The organism is Oceanicella sp. SM1341 (genome assembly GCF_003448965.1).
In the GTDB taxonomy this organism is placed as follows: domain Bacteria; phylum Pseudomonadota; class Alphaproteobacteria; order Rhodobacterales; family Rhodobacteraceae; genus Paroceanicella.
Window position 1 is genome coordinate 92,764 of record NZ_QRGC01000017.1, and the last position, 19,424, is coordinate 112,187.

The window sequence follows — 19,424 nt, forward strand, 5'->3', positions numbered from 1 at the left end:
CTGCCCGCCCGGCCGGGCGGAGACAAGGCAGGAAAATCCGCCCCGCCTGCGCCCGGGGGTTTCCGATCGGCGCGAAAGGTCGCGGATGGGCGCGGGGGGGACGCAATTGCACTGCCCGAACCGCCCCCGCGCTGTCACTTTGCCCGCGACAACCGGCCCCGGCAGCGCTAGAACCCGCGCGACCCCGCACCCGCCCCTGACTGGAGGAAGACGAGCATGACCACCGAAGTCCGCGACCCGGGATTCTTCACCGAGGCCCTCGCCGGCCGCGACCCCGAGCTCTTCAACGCCATCACCCTCGAGCTCGGCCGCCAGCGCGACGAGATCGAGCTCATCGCCTCCGAGAACATCGTGAGCCGCGCGGTGATGGAGGCCCAGGGCTCGGTCCTCACCAACAAGTACGCCGAGGGCTACCCCGGCCGGCGCTACTACGGCGGCTGCCAGTTCGTCGACATCGCCGAGCAGCTCGCCATCGACCGCGCCTGCGCGCTCTTCGGCGCGAAATTCGCCAACGTGCAGCCCAATTCCGGCAGCCAGGCCAACCAGGGCGCCTTCCAGGCCCTGATCAAGCCGGGCGACACCATCCTCGGGATGAACCTCGCCTCCGGCGGCCACCTCACCCATGGGGCGGCGCCCAACCAGTCCGGCAAGTGGTTCAACGCCGTGCAGTACGGCGTGCGCAAGCAGGACAGCCTGCTCGACTACGACGAGGTGGAGGCGCTGGCGAAGGAGCACCAGCCCAAGCTGATCATCGCCGGCGGCTCGGCCATCCCGCGCCAGATCGACTTCGCCCGCTTCCGCGCCATCGCCGACAGCGTGGGCGCCTACCTGATGGTGGACATGGCACATTTCGCCGGTCTGGTGGCGGGCGGCGCCCACCCCAGCCCGATGCCCTATGCCGACGTGGTGACCACCACCACCCACAAGACCCTGCGCGGGCCCCGCGGCGGCATGATCCTCACCAATGACGAGGCGATCGCGAAGAAGGTGAATTCGGCGATCTTCCCCGGCATCCAGGGCGGGCCGCTGATGCACGTGATCGCCGGCAAGGCCGCGGCCTTCGGCGAGGCGCTGCGCCCCGAGTTCAAGGCCTATGCGGCCCAGGTCGTCACCAACGCCCAGGCGCTGGCCGACGAGCTGATGAAGGGCGGGCTCGACATCGTCACCGGCGGCACCGACACCCACGTGATGCTGGTCGACCTGCGGCCCAAGGGCGTGAAGGGCAACGCGACCGAGAAGGCCCTCGGCCGCGCCCATATCACCTGCAACAAGAACGGCATCCCGTTCGATCCGGAGAAGCCGACCGTGACCTCCGGCGTGCGTCTCGGCACCCCGGCCGGCACCACCCGCGGCTTCGGCGAGGCCGAGTTCCGCGAGATCGGCCGGCTGATCACCGAGGTGGTCGACGGGCTCGCGGCCAACGGCGAAGAGGGCAACGGCGAGGTCGAGGCCGCGGTGAAGGCCAAGGTCGCCACGCTCTGCGCCGCCTTCCCGATCTACAAGGGGCTCTGACCCCGGAGCGGTGCGCAACCCGCTTCCGGCCGTCCCCGCAAGGGGCCGGCCCTTCTCCGCCCGCGGGCGGAGAAGCTGCGCGCCCCGGGGCGCGCAGGGAAGCGGCACCGCCCGGCCCCGGCGCCACGCCCGGGCCTGTTCCCGACCGGTCCCGGCCTTGCTGCGCCGCACCCCATATCTGGGGCCGGTCATTCTCCCCTACCCAAGCCTTCGCGGGTTGCCTATACTGGTGCCTGACGGAGCTCCAGGGGGAACAAGATGCGCTGCCCGTTCTGTGGAAATGTCGAAACCCAGGTGAAGGACAGCCGGCCGGCCGAGGACCACGTGTCGATCCGCCGTCGCCGCTACTGCCCGGCCTGCGCGGGTCGCTTCACGACCTACGAGCGCGTGCAGCTGCGCGACCTCACGGTGATCAAGAAGAACGGCCGCCGCGAGAACTTCGACCGCGACAAGCTCGAGCGCTCGATCCGCATCGCGCTGCAGAAGCGCCCGGTGGAGCCCGAGCGCGTGGACCAGATGATCTCCGGCATCGTGCGCCGGCTCGAGTCGATGGGCGACTCGGACGTGAAATCCGACGCCATCGGCGCCATCGTGATGGAAACCCTCGCGCGCATCGACACCGTGGCCTATGTCCGCTTCGCCTCCGTCTACAAGAATTTCCAGGCCGCCGATGACTTCGAGGATTTCGTTGCCGAGCTCCGGCCCACTGTCACCGCCGTCCTCGATGGGGACTGAGCGGCCCGTCTCCGACGCCGACCGCCGCTTTCTCGCCATGGCCTTCGCCCTCGCCGCCCGGGGGCTGGGGCGCGTCTGGCCGAACCCGGCGGTGGGCTGCGTCATCGTGCAGGGCAGCCGGGTGGTGGGCCGCGGCTGGACCCAGCCCGGCGGCCGCCCGCATGCCGAGGCCATGGCCCTCGCCCAGGCCGGGCCGGCGGCACGCGGCGCCACCGCCTATGTCACGCTCGAGCCCTGCGCCCACCACGGCCGCACACCGCCCTGCGCCGACGCGCTGGTGACCTCGGGCATCGCCCGGGTCGTCTCCACCCTCGAGGACCCCGACCCCCGCGTCTCCGGCCGCGGCTTTGCCCGGCTGCATGACGCGGGCATCCCCGTGACCCGCGGGGTGATGACCGAGGAGGCCCGGGCGGTGAACCGCGGCTTCCTCACCCGCATCACCCTCGGCCGGCCGATGGTGACGCTCAAGCTCGCCACCACGCTCGACGGGCGCATCGCCACCGCCACCGGCGAAAGCCGCTGGATCACCGGCCCCGAGGCGCGCCGCCTCGTGCACCTGATGCGCGCGCGCCACGACGGCATCCTCGTGGGCGCCGGCACCGCGCGCAGCGACAACCCGATGCTCGACGTGCGCGGCATCGGGCTCGAGGCCGCCGCGCCGGTGCGGGTGGTGGCCGATGCGCGGCTGAGCCTCGGCGCGGGCTCGCGCCTCGTGGCCAGCGCCGGGGCGATCCCGCTCTGGGTGGCCTGCGGGCCGCAGGCGCCCGCGGCCGGGCGCGAGATGCTCGAGGCCGCCGGCGCCGAGCTGATGCCCTGCGCCACCGGCCCGGGCGGCGGCATCGACCTGCCCGACCTGCTCACCCGGCTCGGCACCCGCGGCATGACCCGGCTGATGTGCGAGGGCGGCGCCCGGCTCGCCGCGGCGCTGCTGCGCGCCGGCCTCGTCGACCGGCTGGTGACCTTCACCGCCGGCCGGGCCATCGGCGGCGAGGGCACGCCGGCCATCGCCGGGCTCGGCCTCGAACGCCTCGCCGACGCGCCGGCCTTCCGCCTCGCCGAGCATCGCCGCGTGGGCACCGACCTGATGAGCACCTGGGAGCGCGGCTGAGCGCCCGACCGGATGCTGCTTCCCCGCCCGAGGCCTTCGCCCGGTCCGGACATCGGCGTTCGGGGCTACCCCGGCCAGCGGCGCGAAAGCCCGCACCCGCCGCTTCCGCCGCCCGACCGCCGGTTCCCGGCACGAAGCCAGCGCCTCGGGGGGCATCGAGCCCCCGCTCGGCGCTCGCCGCCGTCTTGCGCCGGCGGCCCCGGCACCTTCCCGTGCGTCAGCCCGGCCCCGGACCCGCGGCTGCGGGCCACTCCGGCCTTGCGGCTCCCCCCACCGGCTTGCCATGCTCCCGGCCGCACCCGCAGACCCGCGACACGGCATGCCGTAGGAGGCCCGCTTGACCCAGACCAGCATCACCGAACCGGCGCGCGAGACCCCGGTCATCCACCGCACCGACGTGCTCGTGGTCGGCTCCGGCCCGGGCGGGCTCGCGGCGGCGCTGGCCGCGGCGCGCTGCGGGGTCGAGGTGACGCTGCTCGAGCGCTTCGGCTGCTTCGGCGGCAACATCACCGTGGTGGGCGTCGAGGGCTTTGCCTGGTACCGCCACGAGGAGACGGTGGAGGCCGGCGGCATCGGCCGGGAGTTCGAGGACCGCGCCCGCGACATGGGCGCCGCCGTGCCCGAGGTGCAGTCGCTGAGCTACGAGATCGACAGCGAGGGGTTCAAGCTGGTCGCCGACACGCTGGTGCAGGAGGCGGGCATCCACCCGATGCTGCACCGCCAGTTCGTCGCGCCGATCATGGAGGGCGACACCATCCGCGGCGTGATCGTGGAATCGAAGGCCGGGCGCGAGGCGATCCTTGCCCGCCGGGTGATCGACGCCACCGGCGACGCCGACGTGGCGGTGCGCGCCGGCGCCCCCGCCTTCAAGACCCCGGTGGAGGAGATGCAGGCGGCGAGCGTGATGTTCCACCTCGCCGGTGTCGACAAGGCCGCCTTCATGGCCGGCGTGCGCGCTGACCCGCAGACCTATGCCAACTGGTCGACCGGCGAATGGCAGGTGGAGACCGACACCAAGGAGGACACGCTGTTCTCCCCCTTCCTCGCCAAGCCCTTCGCGCAGGCGATCCGCGAGGGCGTGATCCCTGCGCATCTCAACACCATCGGCGGCACCTGGGGCGCGGTGCATGACAGCGGCGAGATGACCTACATGAACCTCGTCCACCTCGCCGGCTGCGACGGCACCGACCCCGACAGCATGACCCGTTTCGAGATCGAGGGCCGGGCCCAGGCGATGCACGCCATCGAGGCGCTACGGCGCTACACGCCGGGCTGCGAGGGCGTGCGGCTGCGCAACTTCGGCATGTCCATCGGCATCCGCGACACCCGCAAGATCGACGCCGCCTACAACATGACCGAGCGCGACGTGCGCGGCCAGGCCCGCTTCGAGGACAGCATCGGCATCTACCCCGAGTTCATCGACGGCTACGGCGTGCTGATCCTGCCCACCACCGGGCGCTACATGCACATCCCCTACCGCGCGATGCTGCCGAAGGGCGTGCGCCACCTCATCGTGGCCGGCCGGGCGATCGGCGGCGACCGCATCGCCCATGCCGCCACGCGCAACATGGCCTGCTGCGCGGTGGCCGGCCAGGGCGCGGGCGTGGCCGCCGCCTGGGCCGTGCGCCACGACCGCGACTTCGACGAGGTCGACGTGACCGCCGTGCGCACCCTCCTCGCCGCCCAGGGCGTGCGGCTCGACTGACGGCCCGGGCAACCGGGCGAGGCGCCGGCGCCCCGGGCGCGCTCCGGCAGACGGGATCCGCGGGGATCGGGCCGGGCCGCGCGGGCGGGCGCGGGTCCGGGCAGGAGCGCGCAGGGCTCAGACCGTCTGGGCCCGACGCGGCCTCCGAACAGGCATCGCCCCCGGGCTCCGGGACCGCTCACGAGCCCCCGGCATGGCCCCCGCCCCCGGCGTCCGTCCCGATCACCCCCCACGAAAAAGGGCCGCCCCGATCCCCCGGGGCGGCCCTTTCGCTGTCAGCGTCGCGCGGCTCAGCGCGAGAGGTTGTTCACCGTGCCGGCGAAGCTCACCAGCGGCGAGAGCGAGCTCAGCGTCTTGATCACGCGGACCATCGGCGCCTCGGTCACGTAGAGCACGTCGCCGTTGCGGATGCCGAAGGAGCCGGCGGTGAACATGCCGCCCGGCTTGGTGAGGTCGATCACGTAGGCGGTGTTCACCGGCTCGGCGAAGCTCTTGCCGGGCTGCACCTTGCTGGCGATGTCCGGCAGCTCGGTGCGGAACACGAACACGCCCTGCGGGTTGGCGAGCTGCGAGTTCAGCCCGCCCACCAGGCCCAGCGCCTCGAGCGCGGTGATGTTGCGCGAGGGGAAGGGCACCCGCTGCTGCGCGCCGAAGGCACCCAGGGCGGTGAAGGTGCGCCGGTCACGCTCGATGATGACCGAGTCGTCGGCCTGCAGCGGCACGTCGAAGGCCGGGTTGTCGTAGAGGTCCTGCAGCCAGATCTGGCCGCTCTGGGTGCCGCGGCGCATCTTGATGATCGCCACTTCCGGGTCGAGCGAGATGCCGCCGGCCATGGAGAGCATGCCGATCAGCTCCTGGGTGGAGGCCTCGATCGGGTAGACGCCCGGGGAATTGACCGAACCGAGGATCTTCACGGTGGCCGAATCCGAGCGCACGCGCCGCACCTCCACCTGGGGGTCCGGCGTCTGGCCCTGCAGGCCGGCGGTGATGACTTGGCGCAGGTCCTCGGGCGAGCGGCCGGCGGCGCGGATGCGCCCGACGTAGGGCACGAAGATGTAGCCGGTCTGGTCGATCTGGGTTTCCTGCAGCGAGGTCTGCTTGGTGCCCATGCTGGCCAGCAGCCCGTTGTCGACGTTCTCCCAGATGGTGATGGAGATGCTGTCGCCGGGACCGAAGAGGTCGACGTTCTGCTCCATCGCGTTGAGGAAGCTCGTGCCGAAGTTCAGCGTCTCGTCCCGGGCGGCGAAGCGCGCGACCTGGTCGGTCACGTCCACCACCTCGAAGGGCAGCGACTCGGCGTCATCGTCCGGCGTGCCGGCCTCGATCTCGGTCATGCTCGGGCCCGATCTGGGCAGTCCGCAGGCCGAAAGTGGAAGAATCAACGCAAGGGCCGCATATCTCAGCGGTCCGGTCGCAAAGAGCCTGATCACAGTTTTGTCCCTCTTATGGCCTTTTTTTCCGAGCGTTCCGCCCTGGCAGTCTTCGGAGCGTTTCGCCCCCGCTTTTCCGGGGCATCCGCCCCGGCTTGCTCTGTTCCGGGGCATTCGCCCCGCTTGCTTTGTTCCGGGGCGGATGGCCCCGGCCTGGTCCGGCTCGGGGCCATGCGCCCCGACATTGCTTCCCCGGGGCCATGCGCCCCGACATTGCTTCCTCGGGGCCTTCGCCCCGACATTGCTTCTGCACGGCCTTTCGGCCCGGGTGACGGTCTCCACGGCCTTCCGGCCCCGACCTGCATCGTCCGGGGCCATCGGGCCACGAATTTCCGTCCGTGCGGGCCGCGCGGGCACCGGGCGTTCCTCCCGGCGGCCCGGGCGCCGCGCCCTGCCGCGCCGGGGGGCATCGCGCCCCGCTCTCCGGGCGTTCCGTCCCGGTCGTGCCGCGGCCCGGCCTTCGGCGCTCCGGGCGTTCTGCCCCGGCCGCGCAACCGATGGTAGCGTATCGCAGGCAGGGGAAAAAGCCCTATCGCTGCGGCGCGGCAGCCGCCGGAAAAACGCCGGCGTGGCTTGCGTACATCGCGGCTGCACGCTACTTCCCTAGCCCGGCAGCGCGGAAAGGCGAGAGAAATGTTCACCGGCATCATCACCGACATCGGCGAGATCGTGGAGATCACCCCCCGCGGCGACACCCGGATGCGCATCGCCTGCGGCTACGACATGGCCGGCGTGGCACTGGGCGCCTCCATCAGCTGCGACGGCGTCTGCCTCACCGTGGTCGACAAGGGCAACCTCGGGGGCAATCCCGGAGGCAGCGCGGAGGGCCGCGGCTGGTTCGACGTCGACGTCTCCGCCGAAACCCTCTCCCTCACCACCCTGGGCGGCTGGGCGGCGGGCAAGCGCATCAACCTCGAGCGCGCCCTGCGCGTGGGCGACGAGCTGGGCGGGCACATCGTCTCCGGCCATGTCGACGGCACGGCCGAGATCCTCTCGCTCACGCCCGAGGGCGACAGCATCCGCTACCGCTTCCGCGCCCCGAAGGCCCTGGCCCGCTTCATCGCGCCCAAGGGCTCGGTGGCGCTCAACGGCACCTCCCTCACCGTGAACGAGGTCGAGGGGCTGGAATTCGGAGTGAACATCATCCCCCACACCCGCGCCGAGACCACCTGGGGCGACGCCCGGGCCGGTGACCGGGTGAACCTCGAGATCGACACGCTGGCCCGCTATGTCGCGCGGCTCGCCGAGATGACCAACGCGTGAGGCGACGCTGATGATCAACACCTACTCCGATGCCATCTCCTCCATCGAGGAGATCATCGAGGATGCCCGCAACGGCCGCATGTTCATCCTCGTGGACCACGAGGACCGCGAGAACGAGGGCGACCTCGTGATCCCCGCGCAGATGGCGACGCCGGACGCGATCAACTTCATGGCCACCCATGGCCGCGGGCTCATCTGCCTCGCGATGACCGGCGACCGGCTGGACCGGCTGGGCCTGCCGATGATGTCGGCCTCCAACCAGTCGCGCCACGAGACCGCCTTCACCACCTCCATCGAGGCGCGCGAGGGCGTGACCACCGGCATTTCCGCCCATGACCGGGCCCGCACCGTGGCCGTGGCCATCAACCCCGAGAGCGGCCCGCAGGACCTCGCCACCCCCGGCCATGTCTTCCCGCTGCGCGCGCGGCCCGGCGGCGTGCTGGTGCGTGCCGGCCACACGGAGGCGGCGGTCGACATCTCCCGGCTCGCCGGGCTCAACGCCTCCGGCGTGATCTGCGAGATCATGAACGACGACGGCACCATGGCCCGCCTGCCCGACCTCGTCGCCTTCGCCCAACGCCACGCGCTGAAGATCGGCACCATCTCCGACCTCATCGCCTACCGCCGCCGGCACGACAACCTGGTGCGCGAGAGCGCCCAGCGCACCTTCTCCTCCGAGCATGGCGGTGACTGGCTGCTGCGCGTCTTCGTCGACGAGACCGAGGGCCAGGAGCATCTCGCCCTCACGCAGGGCGATCTCTCCGCCCCCGGCCCGGTGCTGGTGCGCATGCATGCCGCCAACATCCTCGAGGACATGCTGGGCCTGCGCACCGGCCGCGCGCACCAGCTGCACGACGCGATGGCCGAGATCGGCCGCGAGGGCCGCGGCGCCGTGGTGATCCTGCGCGACATGGAGCCGAACGCCCTCACCAACATCGTCTCGCCCGGCGGGGTGAGCCCGAACATCCTGCGCCAGTACGGGCTGGGGGCCCAGATCCTCGGCGCGCTGGGCATTTCCGAAATGATCCTGCTGACGAATTCCCCCGTGCCGCGTATCGTGGGGCTCGAAGGCTACGGGCTCACGGTGCATTCCACCCGCCCGATTTCCGGGGCCCCCGGCCCCGAGGAGGAGTGATCCATGGCCGGTGAAAGCCATTACCGCGTGCCGCTTCCGGCGTTCGACCCCGCGCCGCACGTGCTGATCGTCGTCGCCCCCTATTACCGCGACATCGCCGACGGCCTGCTGGCCGGCGCGCGCGCGGCACTGGAGAGCGTGGGCGCCACGCACGAGACCATCGAGGTGCCCGGCGCGCTCGAGGTGCCCACCGCGATCCGCCTCGCCACCAACTGCTACCGCTACCAGGGCTACGTGGCACTCGGCTGCGTGATCCGCGGCGAGACCACCCATTACGACACGGTGTGCAACGACAGCTCCCGCGCCCTCACCCTGCTCGGCCTCGAGGGCCATTGCATCGGCAACGGCATCCTCACGGTGGAGAACCACGCCCAGGCCGTCGCCCGCGCCTTCGACCAGAACAAGGGCGGCGGGGCGGCCGAGGCCGCGCTGCATCTCGTCGCCCTCGCCCGGCGCTTCAAGCGCGGCGGCAAGGCCTTCGCCCCCTCCTCCACCGACACGCTGGTCGCCGGCGGTGCCGCCCCTTCGAAGGACACCGCCTGATGGCCCGCTCCATGCCGATCTCCCTCGCCCGCCGCATGCGCTCCGCCGCCCGGCTCTACGCCGTGCAGGCGCTGTTCCAGATGGAGGCGCAGGGCACCTCGCTGAGCGAGACCATGTCCGAGTTCGAGACGCACCGCATCGGGGCCACCATCGACGAGGACACCTACGAGGAAGCGGACATCGACCATTTCCGCCACCTCGTGTCCGAAGCGGTGAGCCGCCAGGCCGCCATCGACCAGATGACCGACCGCGCCCTGGTGGCGAAATGGCCGATCGACCGGATCGACCCCACGCTGCGCGCCCTGTTCCGCGCCGCCGGCGCCGAGTTCCTCGGCCGCCAGACGCCGCCGAAAGTGGCGATCACCGAGTTCGTCGACGTCGCCAAGGCCTTCTTCCCCGAGGGCCGCGAGTCGAAATTCGTGAACGCCGTGCTCGACCACATGGCCCGCGAGGCAAACCCCGAAGCCTTCGCCTGAGGCGTCCCGGCGCGACGCCGGTTGCGCCCCCCCCCTGCCGCCTGCCCTTCCCCGAGAGCAGCGGCAGCCTTCCCGCCGCCCGAGCCCCGGCACATTCGCGGGAGCCCCGCGGCGCTTCAACTCCCCCCTCAGGAACGACGCCCGTCCCGCCCCCGGCGGGACGAGGGCCGACGAACTCCCCTCCCGCCCCGGGAGGGGATGAGGAGGGCCTTCCCCGCGGGAGGGAGCGTACAGCGCGGGGCCCCCGGCGGAGCGAGGGCCTCCTCATCCCCACCCATGGTGGGGCGTTCGTCGGCCCTGTCCCGACAAGCGGGACGCGCCCTTCAGGCCACCTGTCCCGCGGCCCAGCCCGACGACCAGGCCCACTGGAAGTTGTAGCCCCCCAGCCAGCCGGTCACGTCCACCACCTCGCCGATGAAGTAGAGCCCCGGCACCTCGCGCGCCGCGAGCGTGCGGCTGTCGAGCCCGGCCGTGTCGACCCCGCCCAGCGTCACCTCGGCCGTGCGGTACCCCTCGCTGCCCACCGGGCGCAGGCGCCAGGCGTTCACCGCCTCGGCCAGCGCGCGCAGGCGCTTGTCGGAGAGGTCGGCGAGGTTGCCGGTGAGGCCCGCGGCGAGGTGCTGGGCCAGCGCCTTCGGCAGCAGCCGGGCCAGCGCGGTCTGCGGCGCCTGCCGGCCGGCCTGCGCCTTCTGCGCCTTCAGCTCGGCGAAGACATCATGCGCGGGCGCGAGCGAGAGGGTGATCTCGCCGCCCTCGCGCCAGTAGGAGGAGATCTGCAGGATCGCCGGGCCCGAGAGGCCGCGGTGGGTGAAGAGCACCGCCTCCTCGAAGCGAGCCTTGCCGCTGGCCGCCGCGCCTTGCACCGAGACCCCGGCCAGCGCCTTCATCGGCGCCAGTTCCTGCTCGGCGAAGGTGAGCGGCACGAGGCCGGGCCGCGTCTCCACCAGCCCCAGCCCGAACTGTTTCGCGATGTCGTAGCCGAAGCCGGTCGCCCCCATCTTCGGGATCGACTTGCCGCCCGTCGCGATCACCAGGCTCTGCGCCCGCTGCGCCCCGCCCGCCTGCACCACGAAGCCGCCGTCGCGCCCCACCGCCTCCACCGGCGTGCCGAGCCGCAGGGTGACCCCCGCCTCCGCCAGCCCGCCGGTGAGCATGGCCACGATCTCACGCGCCGAGCCGTCGCAGAAGAGCTGGCCCAGGGTCTTCTCGTGCCAGGCGATGCCATGCGCCTCCACCCGGGCGAGGAAGTCCCGCGCCGTGTAGCGCTTCAGCGCCGAGACCGCGAAGCGCGGGTTCTCCGAGAGGAAGTTCCCCGGCCCGGCATGGATGTTGGTGAAGTTGCAGCGCCCGCCGCCGGAGATGCGGATCTTCTCGCCCGGCGCCTTCGCATGGTCGAGGAGCAGCACGCGCCGCCCCCGCCGCCCGGCCTCGATGGCGGCGAACATCCCGGCCGCTCCGGCCCCGATCACGATCACGTCCCAGTCGCTCATCCGCGCCCCATCGCAGGAAATCGTCGCCGCCGCAATTCCCAAACTGCCCCGCCGACCCCATACTCTGATGCGGGAGGACCCCATGAAAGATCTCGCCGACACGCCCTTCATCCCGGTCCGGGCCGAGCTGCATCGCGAGCCGCTGAGCATCCTCGGCACCCTGCGTGCCGCGCGCGGCAACCTGCTCGCCATCATCCCGTGGAACGCCACCCGCCAGCCGATGGTCACCGGCAAGACCGGGCTGCGCTGGCACATGGTGATGAGCCCGAAGGCCCTGCGCCGGGTGCTGCGCGACCGGGTGGAGGACTACCCCAAGAGCACGGTGACCCACCGCATCCTCGGCCCCGGCATCGGCGAGAGCCTGTTCCTCGCCGAGGGCGCGCACTGGCGCTGGCAGCGGCGCACCGCGGCACCGGTGTTCTCGCACCGCAACCTCGCCGACCTCGCCCCGGTGATGCAGGAGGCGGCGCGCGCCTCCCTCGCCCGGCTGGAGCGCGCGGCGGGGCCCGGGGGCGCCACGGCCGATCTCTACGACGAGATGGTGGCCGTCACCTTCGACATCATCTGCAACGTCACCCTCGCGGGCGGCGGGCAGATCGACCGCGCGCATGTGCATGACACGATCAACGGCTACATCCGCCGGGTGGGGCGCGTCTCGCTGCTCGACATCGTGGGCGCCCCCGCCTGGGCGCCGCGGCCCGGCGCGCTGATGGGCCGGCGGGTGGTGGGCAGCCTGCACGAGGTGGCGGACCGGGTGGTGCGCGAGCGCCTCGCCAACCCGTCCGACACGCCCGACCTGCTGGGCATGCTGATGGAATCGGCCGACCCCGACAGCGGCCGGCGCATGAACCCGCAGGAGCTGCGCGACAACCTGCTCGCCTTCATCGTCGCCGGGCATGAGACCACGGCCCTCGCCCTCGCCTGGGCGCTCTACCTGCTCGGGCACGACCAGGCGGCGCAGGAGCGCGCCCGGGCCGAGGCGATGGTGCTGCCCGAAGCCCTGCCCGGCCCGCAGGACCTCGATGCCCTGCCCTTCACCCGCGCCGTGGTGGAGGAGACCATGCGGCTCTACCCCCCGGCGGCGTTTCTCTCCCGCACCGCGCGGGCGGAGGACCGGCTCTGCGGCCGGATCATCAGCCCCGGCGACACGGTGATGCTGCCGATCTACGCGCTGCACCGCCACCACATGCTGTGGGAGGAGCCCGACGCCTTCCGCCCCGAGCGCTTCCTCGGGCCGCGGCCGGAGCGCTTCTCCTACCTGCCCTTCGGCGACGGTCCGCGCATCTGCATCGGTGCCGGTTTCGCGATGATGGAGGCACAAATCGTGCTCGCCGCGCTCTTGCGCCGCTTCCGCTTCGAGGCCGACGGACCCGACCCGGTGCCACGCCTGTTCATCACCCTGCGCCCGGAAGGCGGGGTGAAACTGCGCGTGCGCCCGATCTGAGCGCCGCTGCCCCGGCCGGTGCCCGGGCGATACGTCCCGCGGCTGTGCCCGCAGGGCACATCCGCACCGGGTCTGCCGACCCGGTGATGCGGGCCCGGGGGCCCGCATCGGGACGGGTGGCGCTCCGCGCCTGCGGCCGCGCCAGGCGGCACCCGGGCAAGTGCCCCCTCGCCATGCGCGCCGGAGGGCCGAAGGCCCGACGCCGGTGCGGAGGCGGGGGGCGCAGCCCCTCTCCGACGCGCCGGCACGCCCGGCCGGGGTGGCGCGCCTACTCGTAGGTGATGCGGTAGACGAGCCCGGCGTGATCATCGGTCACCAGCAGCGCGCCATCGGGCATCTGCGCCACGTCGACCGGGCGGCCGAGCACGTTGCCATTGTCCAGCAACCAGCCCTCGGCGAACACCTCCCGACCCTGCGCCGTGCCGTCCGGTCCGAAGCGCACCCGCATCAGCCGGTAGCCGATCGGCGTCGAGCGGTTCCACGAGCCATGCTGGGCCACCACCGCGTCGCCCTGCCAGTCCTCGGGCAGCATCGCGCTGTCGACGAAGTCGAGCCCCAGGCTCGCGGTATGCGCACCGAACTCCACCACCGGGGCGATCACCTCCACCGGCGGCTCCTCGTCCTCGTAACCGGTCAGCGCCACGCTGCCGCCGCGCCAGGGAAAGCCGTAGTGCCCGCCGGGGGTCTCGACGGCGTTGAGCTCGTCGGGCGGGATATCATCGCCCATCCGGTCGGCACCGTTGTCGGTGAAATACATCACCCCGGTGCCGGGGTGCCAGGCGAAGCCCACCGAGTTGCGCACCCCGTCGGCCACCAGCCGCATGTCCGAGCCGTCGGGCGCGATGGAGATGATCTTGCCGGTGGTCTCGGTGAGCGCGCAGATGTTGCACGGCGCGCCGAGCGAGATGTAGAGCCGCCCGTCCGGCCCGAATTTCGCGTAGCGCCAGCCGTGGTGATAGGCATCGTGGAAATCGTCGTACACCGTCTCGAGCGGCTCCGGGCGCCCCTCACCGGCCAGACCCTCCGCCCCGGCGTCCCAGACCGCCACCCGGTCCTGCAGCGCGAGGTAGAGGCGGCCGTCGCGCACCGCGATGCCGTTGGGCACGTTGAGGTCGGCGGCCCGCTCGTGCACCTCCTCGGCCACGCCGTCACCGTCCGCGTCGCGGATCGAGTGCACCGCCCCGTCCCGCGAGCCGATGAAGATCGGGCCGCCCGGCTCGGTGAGCGCGATGGAGCGCGCGCCGGGCACTTCGGCGAAGACCGAGATGTTGAAGCCTTCGGGCAGCGTGATCGCCTCCAGGATCTCGTCGTGATCCTGCGCCGCGGCGGGGGCCGCCGCCAGCAGCAGGGCCGCGGTTGCCAGGTGTCTCCTCATGGCTCTCTCCCTGTCTTCCATCGGCCGGCCCCTCGGGGGAGAGGCGGTCCGGGCGGAAAGGCTGGGGGGCGCGGCCGGGCCTGTCCATGCAAGCGCTATCGCAATCACGTGATCGGCGCGTGATCGGATCACCGCCGGAAGCCGGCTGCGCGGGCACCCGGTTCCTGCCTCCCGGAAGCGCGCCGGCTGCCCTGTCCCGACCGGAAGACGGGCGAGCGAGGCGGGCGGGCGCCCGGCGAACCGGACAGGCCCCGCCCTCATGGGGAAGAAGAAACGACAAGGCCCCGACGCCCGGCTGCGGAGGGCGGACGCGCGCGAGAAAAATCCTTGCGGGGGCGGCCTGTCCCGGCGCCGGAACCGGCACACGGCGGGGCGGGCGGGTCGTGTCGGTCGGCCATCGGCGAGGCGGCGGACGCGCAAGCGCGCGGAAGCCGGCGCGAGCGGCCTGCTCCGGCGCGGGACCCGGCCTCCGTCACCCGGGAGGGCGGGCCGGGCCGTGTCGGTCGGCTGCGGGCGAGCCGGGCGGACGCGCGAGGGGACATCCCGCGCCACCCGTCGGGGCGGCGCGGGCCCGTAGGTCTCAGCCCTCGGCGAAGCGGTTGTCGCGCGGGAAGCCGCGCGGGGCCATGCGGCCGGAGGAGGCGCGCTTGCCCAGCCATTCGCCCAGGTCGCGCTCGGTGCGGGTGCGCCCGCCGCCATCCTTCCAGGAGAGCCCGTCGGCGAGGGTGAGGCCGATGGCGTCGGACAGGCCGCCGTCCTTGTACTTCTGCAGCCGCACGCCCTTGCCGCGCGACATCACCGGCATCTCGTCGAGCGGGAAGACCAGCATCTTGCGGTTTTCCCCGACCACGGCGATGTGGTCGCCCGAGAGGCGGCGGACGACATGCACCCGCACGCCGGCGGCGAGGTTCATCACCTGCTTGCCGCCGCGGGTCTGGGCCATGAGCTCGGCCTCGGGCGCCACGAACCCCTCGCCGGCGGAGGAGGCGAGCAGCAGCTTGCCCTCCGGCCGGTGCAGCAGCAGGTCGACCACCTCGGCGTCGTTGGCCATGTCGACCATCAGCCGCAGCGGCTCGCCCATGCCGCGCCCGCCGGGCAGCTTGTCGCAGCCCAGCGTGAAGAAGCGCCCGTTGGTGGCGGCCACCAGCAGCTTGTCGGTGGTCTCGGCGTGGAAGATGAAGCGGGCCTCGTCGCCGTCCTTGAACTTCAGCTCCGAATCGAGGGCGATATGGCCCTTCATCGCCCGGATCCAGCCCATCTTCGAGCAGACCACGGTGATCGGCTCGCGCTCGATCAGCGCCTCGGCCGGCACCAGCTCGATCTGCGGCGCATCGGCAAAGCCGGTGCGGCGGGCGCCAACGGGGTAGGCCTCGCCATGCTCGGCCTTCAGCGCGGCGAGATCGTCGACGAAGGTGATGCCGCGGAAGCTCGCCGGCGCGCCGAAGGTCTTGCGGGTCTCGCGCAGCTGGTCGGCGATGCGCTTCCACTGCAGCTCCTCGGAGCCCAGCAGGGCCACGAGGTCCTCCCGCTCGGCCACCAGCGCGTCGCGCTCGCGGCGCAGCTCCATCTCCTCGAGCTTGCGCAGGCTGCGCAGGCGCATGTTGAGGATGGCCTCGGCCTGCACGTCGGTGAGGCTGAACTCCGCCATCATCACCTGCTTGGGCTCGTCCTCGGTGCGGATGATCTCGATCACCCGGTCGAGGTTGAGGAAGGCGACGATGTAGCCCTCGAGCACCTCCAGCCGGTGGTCGATCTTCTCCAGCCGGTGCTGCGAGCGGCGCAGCAGCACCTCGCGCCGGTGGTCGAGGAAGGCGCGCAGCACCTCGCGCAGCCCGCAGACCTGCGGCACCCGCCCGTCGATGAGCACGTTCATGTTCATGTTGAAGCGCAGCTCGAGGTCGGTCTGGCGGAACAGCATTTCCATGAGCAGCTTCGGGTCCACCGTGCGCGAGCGCGGCTCGAGCACGAGGCGGATGTCCTCGGCGCTCTCGTCGCGCACATCGGCCAGGATGGGCAGCTTCTTCTCGTTCACCAGCTCGGCGATGCGCTCGACCAGCTTGGATTTCTGCACCTGGTAGGGGATCTCGGTGACCACGATCTGCCACTGGCCGCGGCCGAGGTCCTCCTGGGTCCAGAGCGCGCGGGTGCGGAAGGCGCCGCGGCCGGTGCGGTAGGCCTCCACGATGGCGTCGCGGCTCTCGACCATCACGCCGCCGGTGGGGAAATCGGGGCCCGGCACCATGTCCACCAGCGTCTCCACGCTCGCGTTGGGGTGCTTGATGAGGTGCAGCGCCGCGTCGCAGAGCTCGCCCACGTTGTGCGGCGGGATGTTGGTGGCCATGCCCACCGCGATGCCGGAGGAGCCGTTCGCCAGCAGGTTGGGGAAGGCGGCGGGCAGCACCTCGGGCTCGCTGTCCGAGCCGTCGTAATTGGGGCGGAAATCGACCGCGTCCTCCGCCAGCCCCTCGAGCATCGCCATGGCCGCGGCGGTGAGCCGGGCCTCGGTGTAGCGCTGGGCGGCGGGGTTGTCGCCGTCGATGTTGCCGAAGTTGCCCTGCCCCTCGACGAGCGGGTAGCGCACGTTGAAATCCTGCGCGAGGCGGGCGAGCGCGTCGTAGATCGCCTGGTCGCCGTGCGGGTGGTAGTTACCCATCACCTCACCGACGATCTTGGCGCATTTGCGGAAGGATCCGCCGGGGTCGAGCTTCAGGCCCCGCATCGCGTAGAGGATGCGGCGGTGCACCGGCTTCAGCCCGTCACGGGCATCGGGCAGCGCGCGGTTGGTGATGGTGGAGAGCGCGTAGGTGAGGTAGCGCTCGCCGAGCGCGCGGCGCAGGGTCTCTGCCGAGGTGCCACCGTCTTCGGGGCCGGGAACATCGAGTGTGTCTGACATGGAGTTTCTGTAACGGCGCACCGGGCGTCCGTCCAGTGCGAAGCGGGCCGGTGTGGAGCCGGCCGCGCGGCGCTTGACAGCGCGGCCCGCGGCGGCCCCTCTGGGCCCCACCTCCCCCGGCGCAGGAAAGGCGGGCCATGAGCGCATCCCACACCCATCGCAGCGTGCTGATCACCGGCTGTTCCTCCGGCATCGGGCGCGACGCGGCCCTCACCCTCGCGGCCCGCGGCTGGCATGTCTTCGCCACCTGCCGGCGGGCGGAGGATTGCGACGCCCTCATGGCCGAGGGCCACCCGGGGCTGGAGAGCTTCCCGCTCGACTATGCGGACGAGGCGAGCATCGCCGCCGCCCTCGCCCGCACCGGCGTGCCGGACGCGCTGTTCAACAACGGCGCCTTCGCCCTGCCCGGCGCGATGGAGGACGTGCCGCGCGGCGGCCTGCGCGCCATCTTCGAGGCCAATCTCTTCGGGCCCTTCGAGCTCATCCACCGGCTGATGCCGGGCATGCTGGCGCGCGGCTCGGGGCGGATCGTGAACTGCTCCTCGGTGCTCGGCCTCACCGCGCTGCGCTTTCGCGGCGCCTATTGCGGCACCAAGCACGCGATGGAGGGGATGACCGACGCCCTGCGGCTGGAGAACCTCGGCGGCCCGGTGCACATCTCGCTCATCGAGCCGGGGCCGATCGGCACGCAGATACGGGTGAAGTCGCGCCCGCACTTCGAGCGCTGGATCGACTGGCAGAACGCCCCGAAGCGCGCCACCTACGCGGCCGAGGTGCTGCCCCGCCTCTATGCCGAGGCCGGGCCGCCGGACCGCTTCGAGCGCCCCCCCGCCGCCGTCACCCGCGCGCTCATCCACGCGCTGGAGAGCCCGCGCCCGAAGCCGCGCTACCGCGTCACCCTGCCCACGCGCGCCGCCGAGGCCCTGCGCCGCCTGCTCACCACCCGCGCCCGCGACCGGCTGCTGCGCAACCAGTAGCCGCCACCACCAGCGCCGGGGCGGGAGACGCCCGCGAAGCCCCCCGATCACGGCAAGTTTCCCCCGGCCCCGCGGCGCGGGTTGCCGCGCGATTCCAGCGGGCTGGCCCGGCCGCGGCGCCCGCCCGCCTGCGGCACGGCGCCTCCGCGCGGGGGGATTCGTTGCGTTTCGCCGGCGCGGCGCTAGACTCGGGGGCATGACAGACTCACCCCTCTTCTATCTTGCCGGCCTCGCCTGCCTCGCGGTGCTCGCGGTGCTGCTCTTCGGCATCGGCACCTTCGCGAAGGGCGGCGAGTTCAACCGGCGCAACGCGAACAAGATCATGCAGTGGCGCATCGGGCTGCAGTTCGTCGCCGTGATCCTCATCATCATCTTCGTCGCCTTCGGGAGCTGAGCATGGTCGTCCTCAACCGGATCTACACCCGCACCGGCGACGCGGGCGACACGGCGCTCGGCAACGGCACCCGCGTGGCCAAGAACGCCGCGCGCGTGGAAGCCTACGGCACGGTGGACGAGACCAACGCCACCCTCGGCCTCGCCCGCCTGCATGCGGAGGGCGAGATGGACGCAGCCCTCGCCCGCATCCAGAACGATCTCTTCGACCTCGGCGCCGATCTCTGCCGCCCGGACATGGCCGCCGATGCATCGGCCGAGTACCCGCCGCTGCGCGTCACCCCCGCCCAGGTGACCCGGCTGGAGCAGGAGATCGACGCGATGAACGCGCATCTCGCGCCGCTCAGGAGCTTCGTGCTGCCCGGCGGCTCGGCGCTGGCCGCCCACCTGCACCTGTGCCGCACCGTCTCGCGCCGCGCCGAGCGGCTGAGCGTGGCGCTTGCCGCCGAGGAAGAGGTGAACCCCGCGGGGGTGAAATACCTCAACCGGCTGTCGGACTGGTTCTTCGTCGCCTCCCGGGTGGCGAACGGCAATGGCGCGGATGACGTGCTCTGGGTGCCCGGCGCCAACCGCTGAGCCCCCCGCGCGCCCGCTTCCCGCCCGCCCGATGCCGGGCACGGACCGCAAAGCGACGCAGAACATGTCGACAATCGGTTTTTCTTGCCCTACCCATCGGTCCCGGCAGATGCCCCGGTCAAGGCACTTGACCTCGGCCGGGGGTCTTTTAAGGAAGTCGGGGCCGGAAGCCGGAGCGCCGCCCTTCCCCCGGCGGGGAAGCGGAAGGGCGCCCGGAAGCCACCCCCCGGCAGAATTTCGTCGTGCCGCGGCCACCGCGGCGCGCGCAACAGTGGAGAAATGCGGATGAAGGTCCTCGTGCCGGTCAAACGCGTGATCGACTACAACGTGAAGGTCCGCGTGAAGGCGGATGGCAGCGGTGTCGATCTC

At 72.2% G+C, this 19,424-nt stretch carries 16 protein-coding genes and 1 pseudogene; 13 read left to right on the forward strand and 4 right to left on the reverse strand.

Features of this window, described 5'->3' with window-relative positions; genetic code table 11:
- Positions 1 to 216: 216 nt before the first annotated feature.
- The 4 genes from glyA to D3P35_RS15885 all read left to right on the forward strand — a co-directional run bounded on the left by glyA (position 217) and on the right by D3P35_RS15885 (position 5,060).
- The gene (gene glyA / locus D3P35_RS15870) at positions 217 to 1,512 is read left to right on the forward strand and encodes a serine hydroxymethyltransferase (RefSeq protein ID WP_118135725.1); all 1,296 of its coding nucleotides are present in this window, start codon (positions 217 to 219) and stop codon (positions 1,510 to 1,512) included.
- Between the two features lie 258 nt (positions 1,513 to 1,770).
- On the forward strand, positions 1,771 to 2,247 hold the full coding sequence (nrdR, locus tag D3P35_RS15875; RefSeq protein WP_118135726.1) for a transcriptional regulator NrdR: 477 nt from the start codon (positions 1,771 to 1,773) through the stop codon (positions 2,245 to 2,247).
- The gene (ribD, locus tag D3P35_RS15880; protein ID WP_118135727.1) at positions 2,237 to 3,355 is read left to right on the forward strand and encodes a bifunctional diaminohydroxyphosphoribosylaminopyrimidine deaminase/5-amino-6-(5-phosphoribosylamino)uracil reductase RibD; all 1,119 of its coding nucleotides are present in this window, start codon (positions 2,237 to 2,239) and stop codon (positions 3,353 to 3,355) included. The genes nrdR and ribD overlap by 11 nt, the downstream gene beginning before the upstream one ends.
- Positions 3,356 to 3,692: 337 nt before the next feature.
- Positions 3,693 to 5,060: an FAD-dependent oxidoreductase gene (locus tag D3P35_RS15885; RefSeq protein WP_118135728.1), complete on the forward strand. Its 1,368-nt coding sequence runs from the start codon at positions 3,693 to 3,695 to the stop codon at positions 5,058 to 5,060.
- Between the two features lie 290 nt (positions 5,061 to 5,350).
- Here D3P35_RS15885 and D3P35_RS15890 read toward each other — a convergent pair whose 3' ends face one another.
- Complete coding sequence (locus tag D3P35_RS15890; RefSeq protein WP_157982173.1) at positions 5,351 to 6,394, reverse strand: polysaccharide biosynthesis/export family protein; 1,044 nt, start codon at positions 6,392 to 6,394, stop codon at positions 5,351 to 5,353.
- Positions 6,395 to 7,123: 729 nt separating this feature from the next.
- Here D3P35_RS15890 and D3P35_RS15895 point away from each other — a divergent pair.
- Genes D3P35_RS15895 through nusB form a run of 4 tightly spaced genes read left to right on the forward strand, consistent with a single transcriptional unit; the run spans position 7,124 to position 9,907 of the window.
- A complete protein-coding gene (locus D3P35_RS15895; protein ID WP_118135730.1) occupies positions 7,124 to 7,753 on the forward strand; it encodes a riboflavin synthase in 630 nt (209 codons plus the stop codon).
- A gap of 10 nt (positions 7,754 to 7,763) precedes the next feature.
- On the forward strand, positions 7,764 to 8,888 hold the full coding sequence (gene ribB, locus D3P35_RS15900) for a 3,4-dihydroxy-2-butanone-4-phosphate synthase (RefSeq protein ID WP_118135731.1): 1,125 nt from the start codon (positions 7,764 to 7,766) through the stop codon (positions 8,886 to 8,888).
- 3 nt (positions 8,889 to 8,891) lie between these two features.
- The gene (locus D3P35_RS15905) at positions 8,892 to 9,431 is read left to right on the forward strand and encodes a 6,7-dimethyl-8-ribityllumazine synthase (RefSeq protein ID WP_118135732.1); all 540 of its coding nucleotides are present in this window, start codon (positions 8,892 to 8,894) and stop codon (positions 9,429 to 9,431) included.
- On the forward strand, positions 9,431 to 9,907 hold the full coding sequence (gene nusB / locus D3P35_RS15910) for a transcription antitermination factor NusB (protein ID WP_232830520.1): 477 nt from the start codon (positions 9,431 to 9,433) through the stop codon (positions 9,905 to 9,907). Before D3P35_RS15905 ends, nusB begins: the two co-directional genes overlap by 1 nt.
- 323 nt (positions 9,908 to 10,230) lie before the next feature.
- Here nusB and D3P35_RS15915 read toward each other — a convergent pair whose 3' ends face one another.
- Positions 10,231 to 11,397 carry an NAD(P)/FAD-dependent oxidoreductase gene (locus tag D3P35_RS15915; protein ID WP_118135733.1) on the reverse strand — a complete coding sequence of 389 codons (1,167 nt, stop codon included), beginning with the start codon at positions 11,395 to 11,397 and terminating at the stop codon, positions 10,231 to 10,233.
- 82 nt (positions 11,398 to 11,479) lie between these two features.
- On the opposite strand from D3P35_RS15915, the gene D3P35_RS15920 reads away from it, so the two are divergent.
- The gene (locus tag D3P35_RS15920) at positions 11,480 to 12,841 is read left to right on the forward strand and encodes a cytochrome P450 (RefSeq protein WP_118135734.1); all 1,362 of its coding nucleotides are present in this window, start codon (positions 11,480 to 11,482) and stop codon (positions 12,839 to 12,841) included.
- 268 nt (positions 12,842 to 13,109) lie between these two features.
- On the opposite strand, the gene D3P35_RS26220 is transcribed toward D3P35_RS15920, so the two are convergent.
- Both D3P35_RS26220 and parC read right to left on the reverse strand, forming a co-directional pair.
- Positions 13,110 to 14,216 (reverse strand): sorbosone dehydrogenase family protein, encoded by a 1,107-nt coding sequence (locus D3P35_RS26220; protein ID WP_157982174.1) that lies wholly within the window; start codon positions 14,214 to 14,216, stop codon positions 13,110 to 13,112.
- A gap of 580 nt (positions 14,217 to 14,796) precedes the next feature.
- Entirely contained in the window at positions 14,797 to 17,109 is a 2,313-nt protein-coding gene (parC, locus tag D3P35_RS15930) for a DNA topoisomerase IV subunit A (RefSeq protein WP_118135736.1), read from the reverse strand.
- A gap of 137 nt (positions 17,110 to 17,246) precedes the next feature.
- On the opposite strand from parC, the gene D3P35_RS15935 reads away from it, so the two are divergent.
- The 4 genes and pseudogenes from D3P35_RS15935 to D3P35_RS15950 form a co-directional block, all read left to right on the forward strand.
- The gene (locus D3P35_RS15935) at positions 17,247 to 18,086 is read left to right on the forward strand and encodes an SDR family NAD(P)-dependent oxidoreductase (protein WP_118135737.1); all 840 of its coding nucleotides are present in this window, start codon (positions 17,247 to 17,249) and stop codon (positions 18,084 to 18,086) included.
- A gap of 196 nt (positions 18,087 to 18,282) precedes the next feature.
- Positions 18,283 to 18,480 carry a twin transmembrane helix small protein gene (locus D3P35_RS15940; protein WP_118135738.1) on the forward strand — a complete coding sequence of 66 codons (198 nt, stop codon included), beginning with the start codon at positions 18,283 to 18,285 and terminating at the stop codon, positions 18,478 to 18,480.
- 2 nt (positions 18,481 to 18,482) lie between these two features.
- Positions 18,483 to 19,055 (forward strand): cob(I)yrinic acid a,c-diamide adenosyltransferase, encoded by a 573-nt coding sequence (locus D3P35_RS15945; protein ID WP_118135739.1) that lies wholly within the window; start codon positions 18,483 to 18,485, stop codon positions 19,053 to 19,055.
- Positions 19,056 to 19,340: 285 nt separating this feature from the next.
- Positions 19,341 to 19,424 (forward strand): annotated as a pseudogene (locus D3P35_RS15950) (electron transfer flavoprotein subunit beta/FixA family protein); the annotation flags it as partial.

Excerpts from the sequence above, each read along its gene's own strand:
- glyA (WP_118135725.1), top strand. The coding sequence starts at position 217 with ATGACCACCGAAGTCCGCGACCCGGGATTCTTCACCGAGGCCCTCGCC.
- nrdR (WP_118135726.1), top strand. The coding sequence starts at position 1,771 with ATGCGCTGCCCGTTCTGTGGAAATGTCGAAACCCAGGTGAAGGACAGC.
- ribD (WP_118135727.1), top strand. The coding sequence starts at position 2,237 with ATGGGGACTGAGCGGCCCGTCTCCGACGCCGACCGCCGCTTTCTCGCC.
- D3P35_RS15890 (WP_157982173.1), bottom strand. The coding sequence starts at position 6,394 with ATGACCGAGATCGAGGCCGGCACGCCGGACGATGACGCCGAGTCGCTG.
- D3P35_RS15895 (WP_118135730.1), top strand. The coding sequence starts at position 7,124 with ATGTTCACCGGCATCATCACCGACATCGGCGAGATCGTGGAGATCACC.
- ribB (WP_118135731.1), top strand. The coding sequence starts at position 7,764 with ATGATCAACACCTACTCCGATGCCATCTCCTCCATCGAGGAGATCATC.
- D3P35_RS15905 (WP_118135732.1), top strand. The coding sequence starts at position 8,892 with ATGGCCGGTGAAAGCCATTACCGCGTGCCGCTTCCGGCGTTCGACCCC.
- nusB (WP_232830520.1), top strand. The coding sequence starts at position 9,431 with ATGGCCCGCTCCATGCCGATCTCCCTCGCCCGCCGCATGCGCTCCGCC.
- D3P35_RS15915 (WP_118135733.1), bottom strand. The coding sequence starts at position 11,397 with ATGAGCGACTGGGACGTGATCGTGATCGGGGCCGGAGCGGCCGGGATG.
- D3P35_RS15920 (WP_118135734.1), top strand. The coding sequence starts at position 11,480 with ATGAAAGATCTCGCCGACACGCCCTTCATCCCGGTCCGGGCCGAGCTG.
- D3P35_RS26220 (WP_157982174.1), bottom strand. The coding sequence starts at position 14,216 with ATGAGGAGACACCTGGCAACCGCGGCCCTGCTGCTGGCGGCGGCCCCC.
- parC (WP_118135736.1), bottom strand. The coding sequence starts at position 17,109 with ATGTCAGACACACTCGATGTTCCCGGCCCCGAAGACGGTGGCACCTCG.
- D3P35_RS15935 (WP_118135737.1), top strand. The coding sequence starts at position 17,247 with ATGAGCGCATCCCACACCCATCGCAGCGTGCTGATCACCGGCTGTTCC.
- D3P35_RS15940 (WP_118135738.1), top strand. The coding sequence starts at position 18,283 with ATGACAGACTCACCCCTCTTCTATCTTGCCGGCCTCGCCTGCCTCGCG.
- D3P35_RS15945 (WP_118135739.1), top strand. The coding sequence starts at position 18,483 with ATGGTCGTCCTCAACCGGATCTACACCCGCACCGGCGACGCGGGCGAC.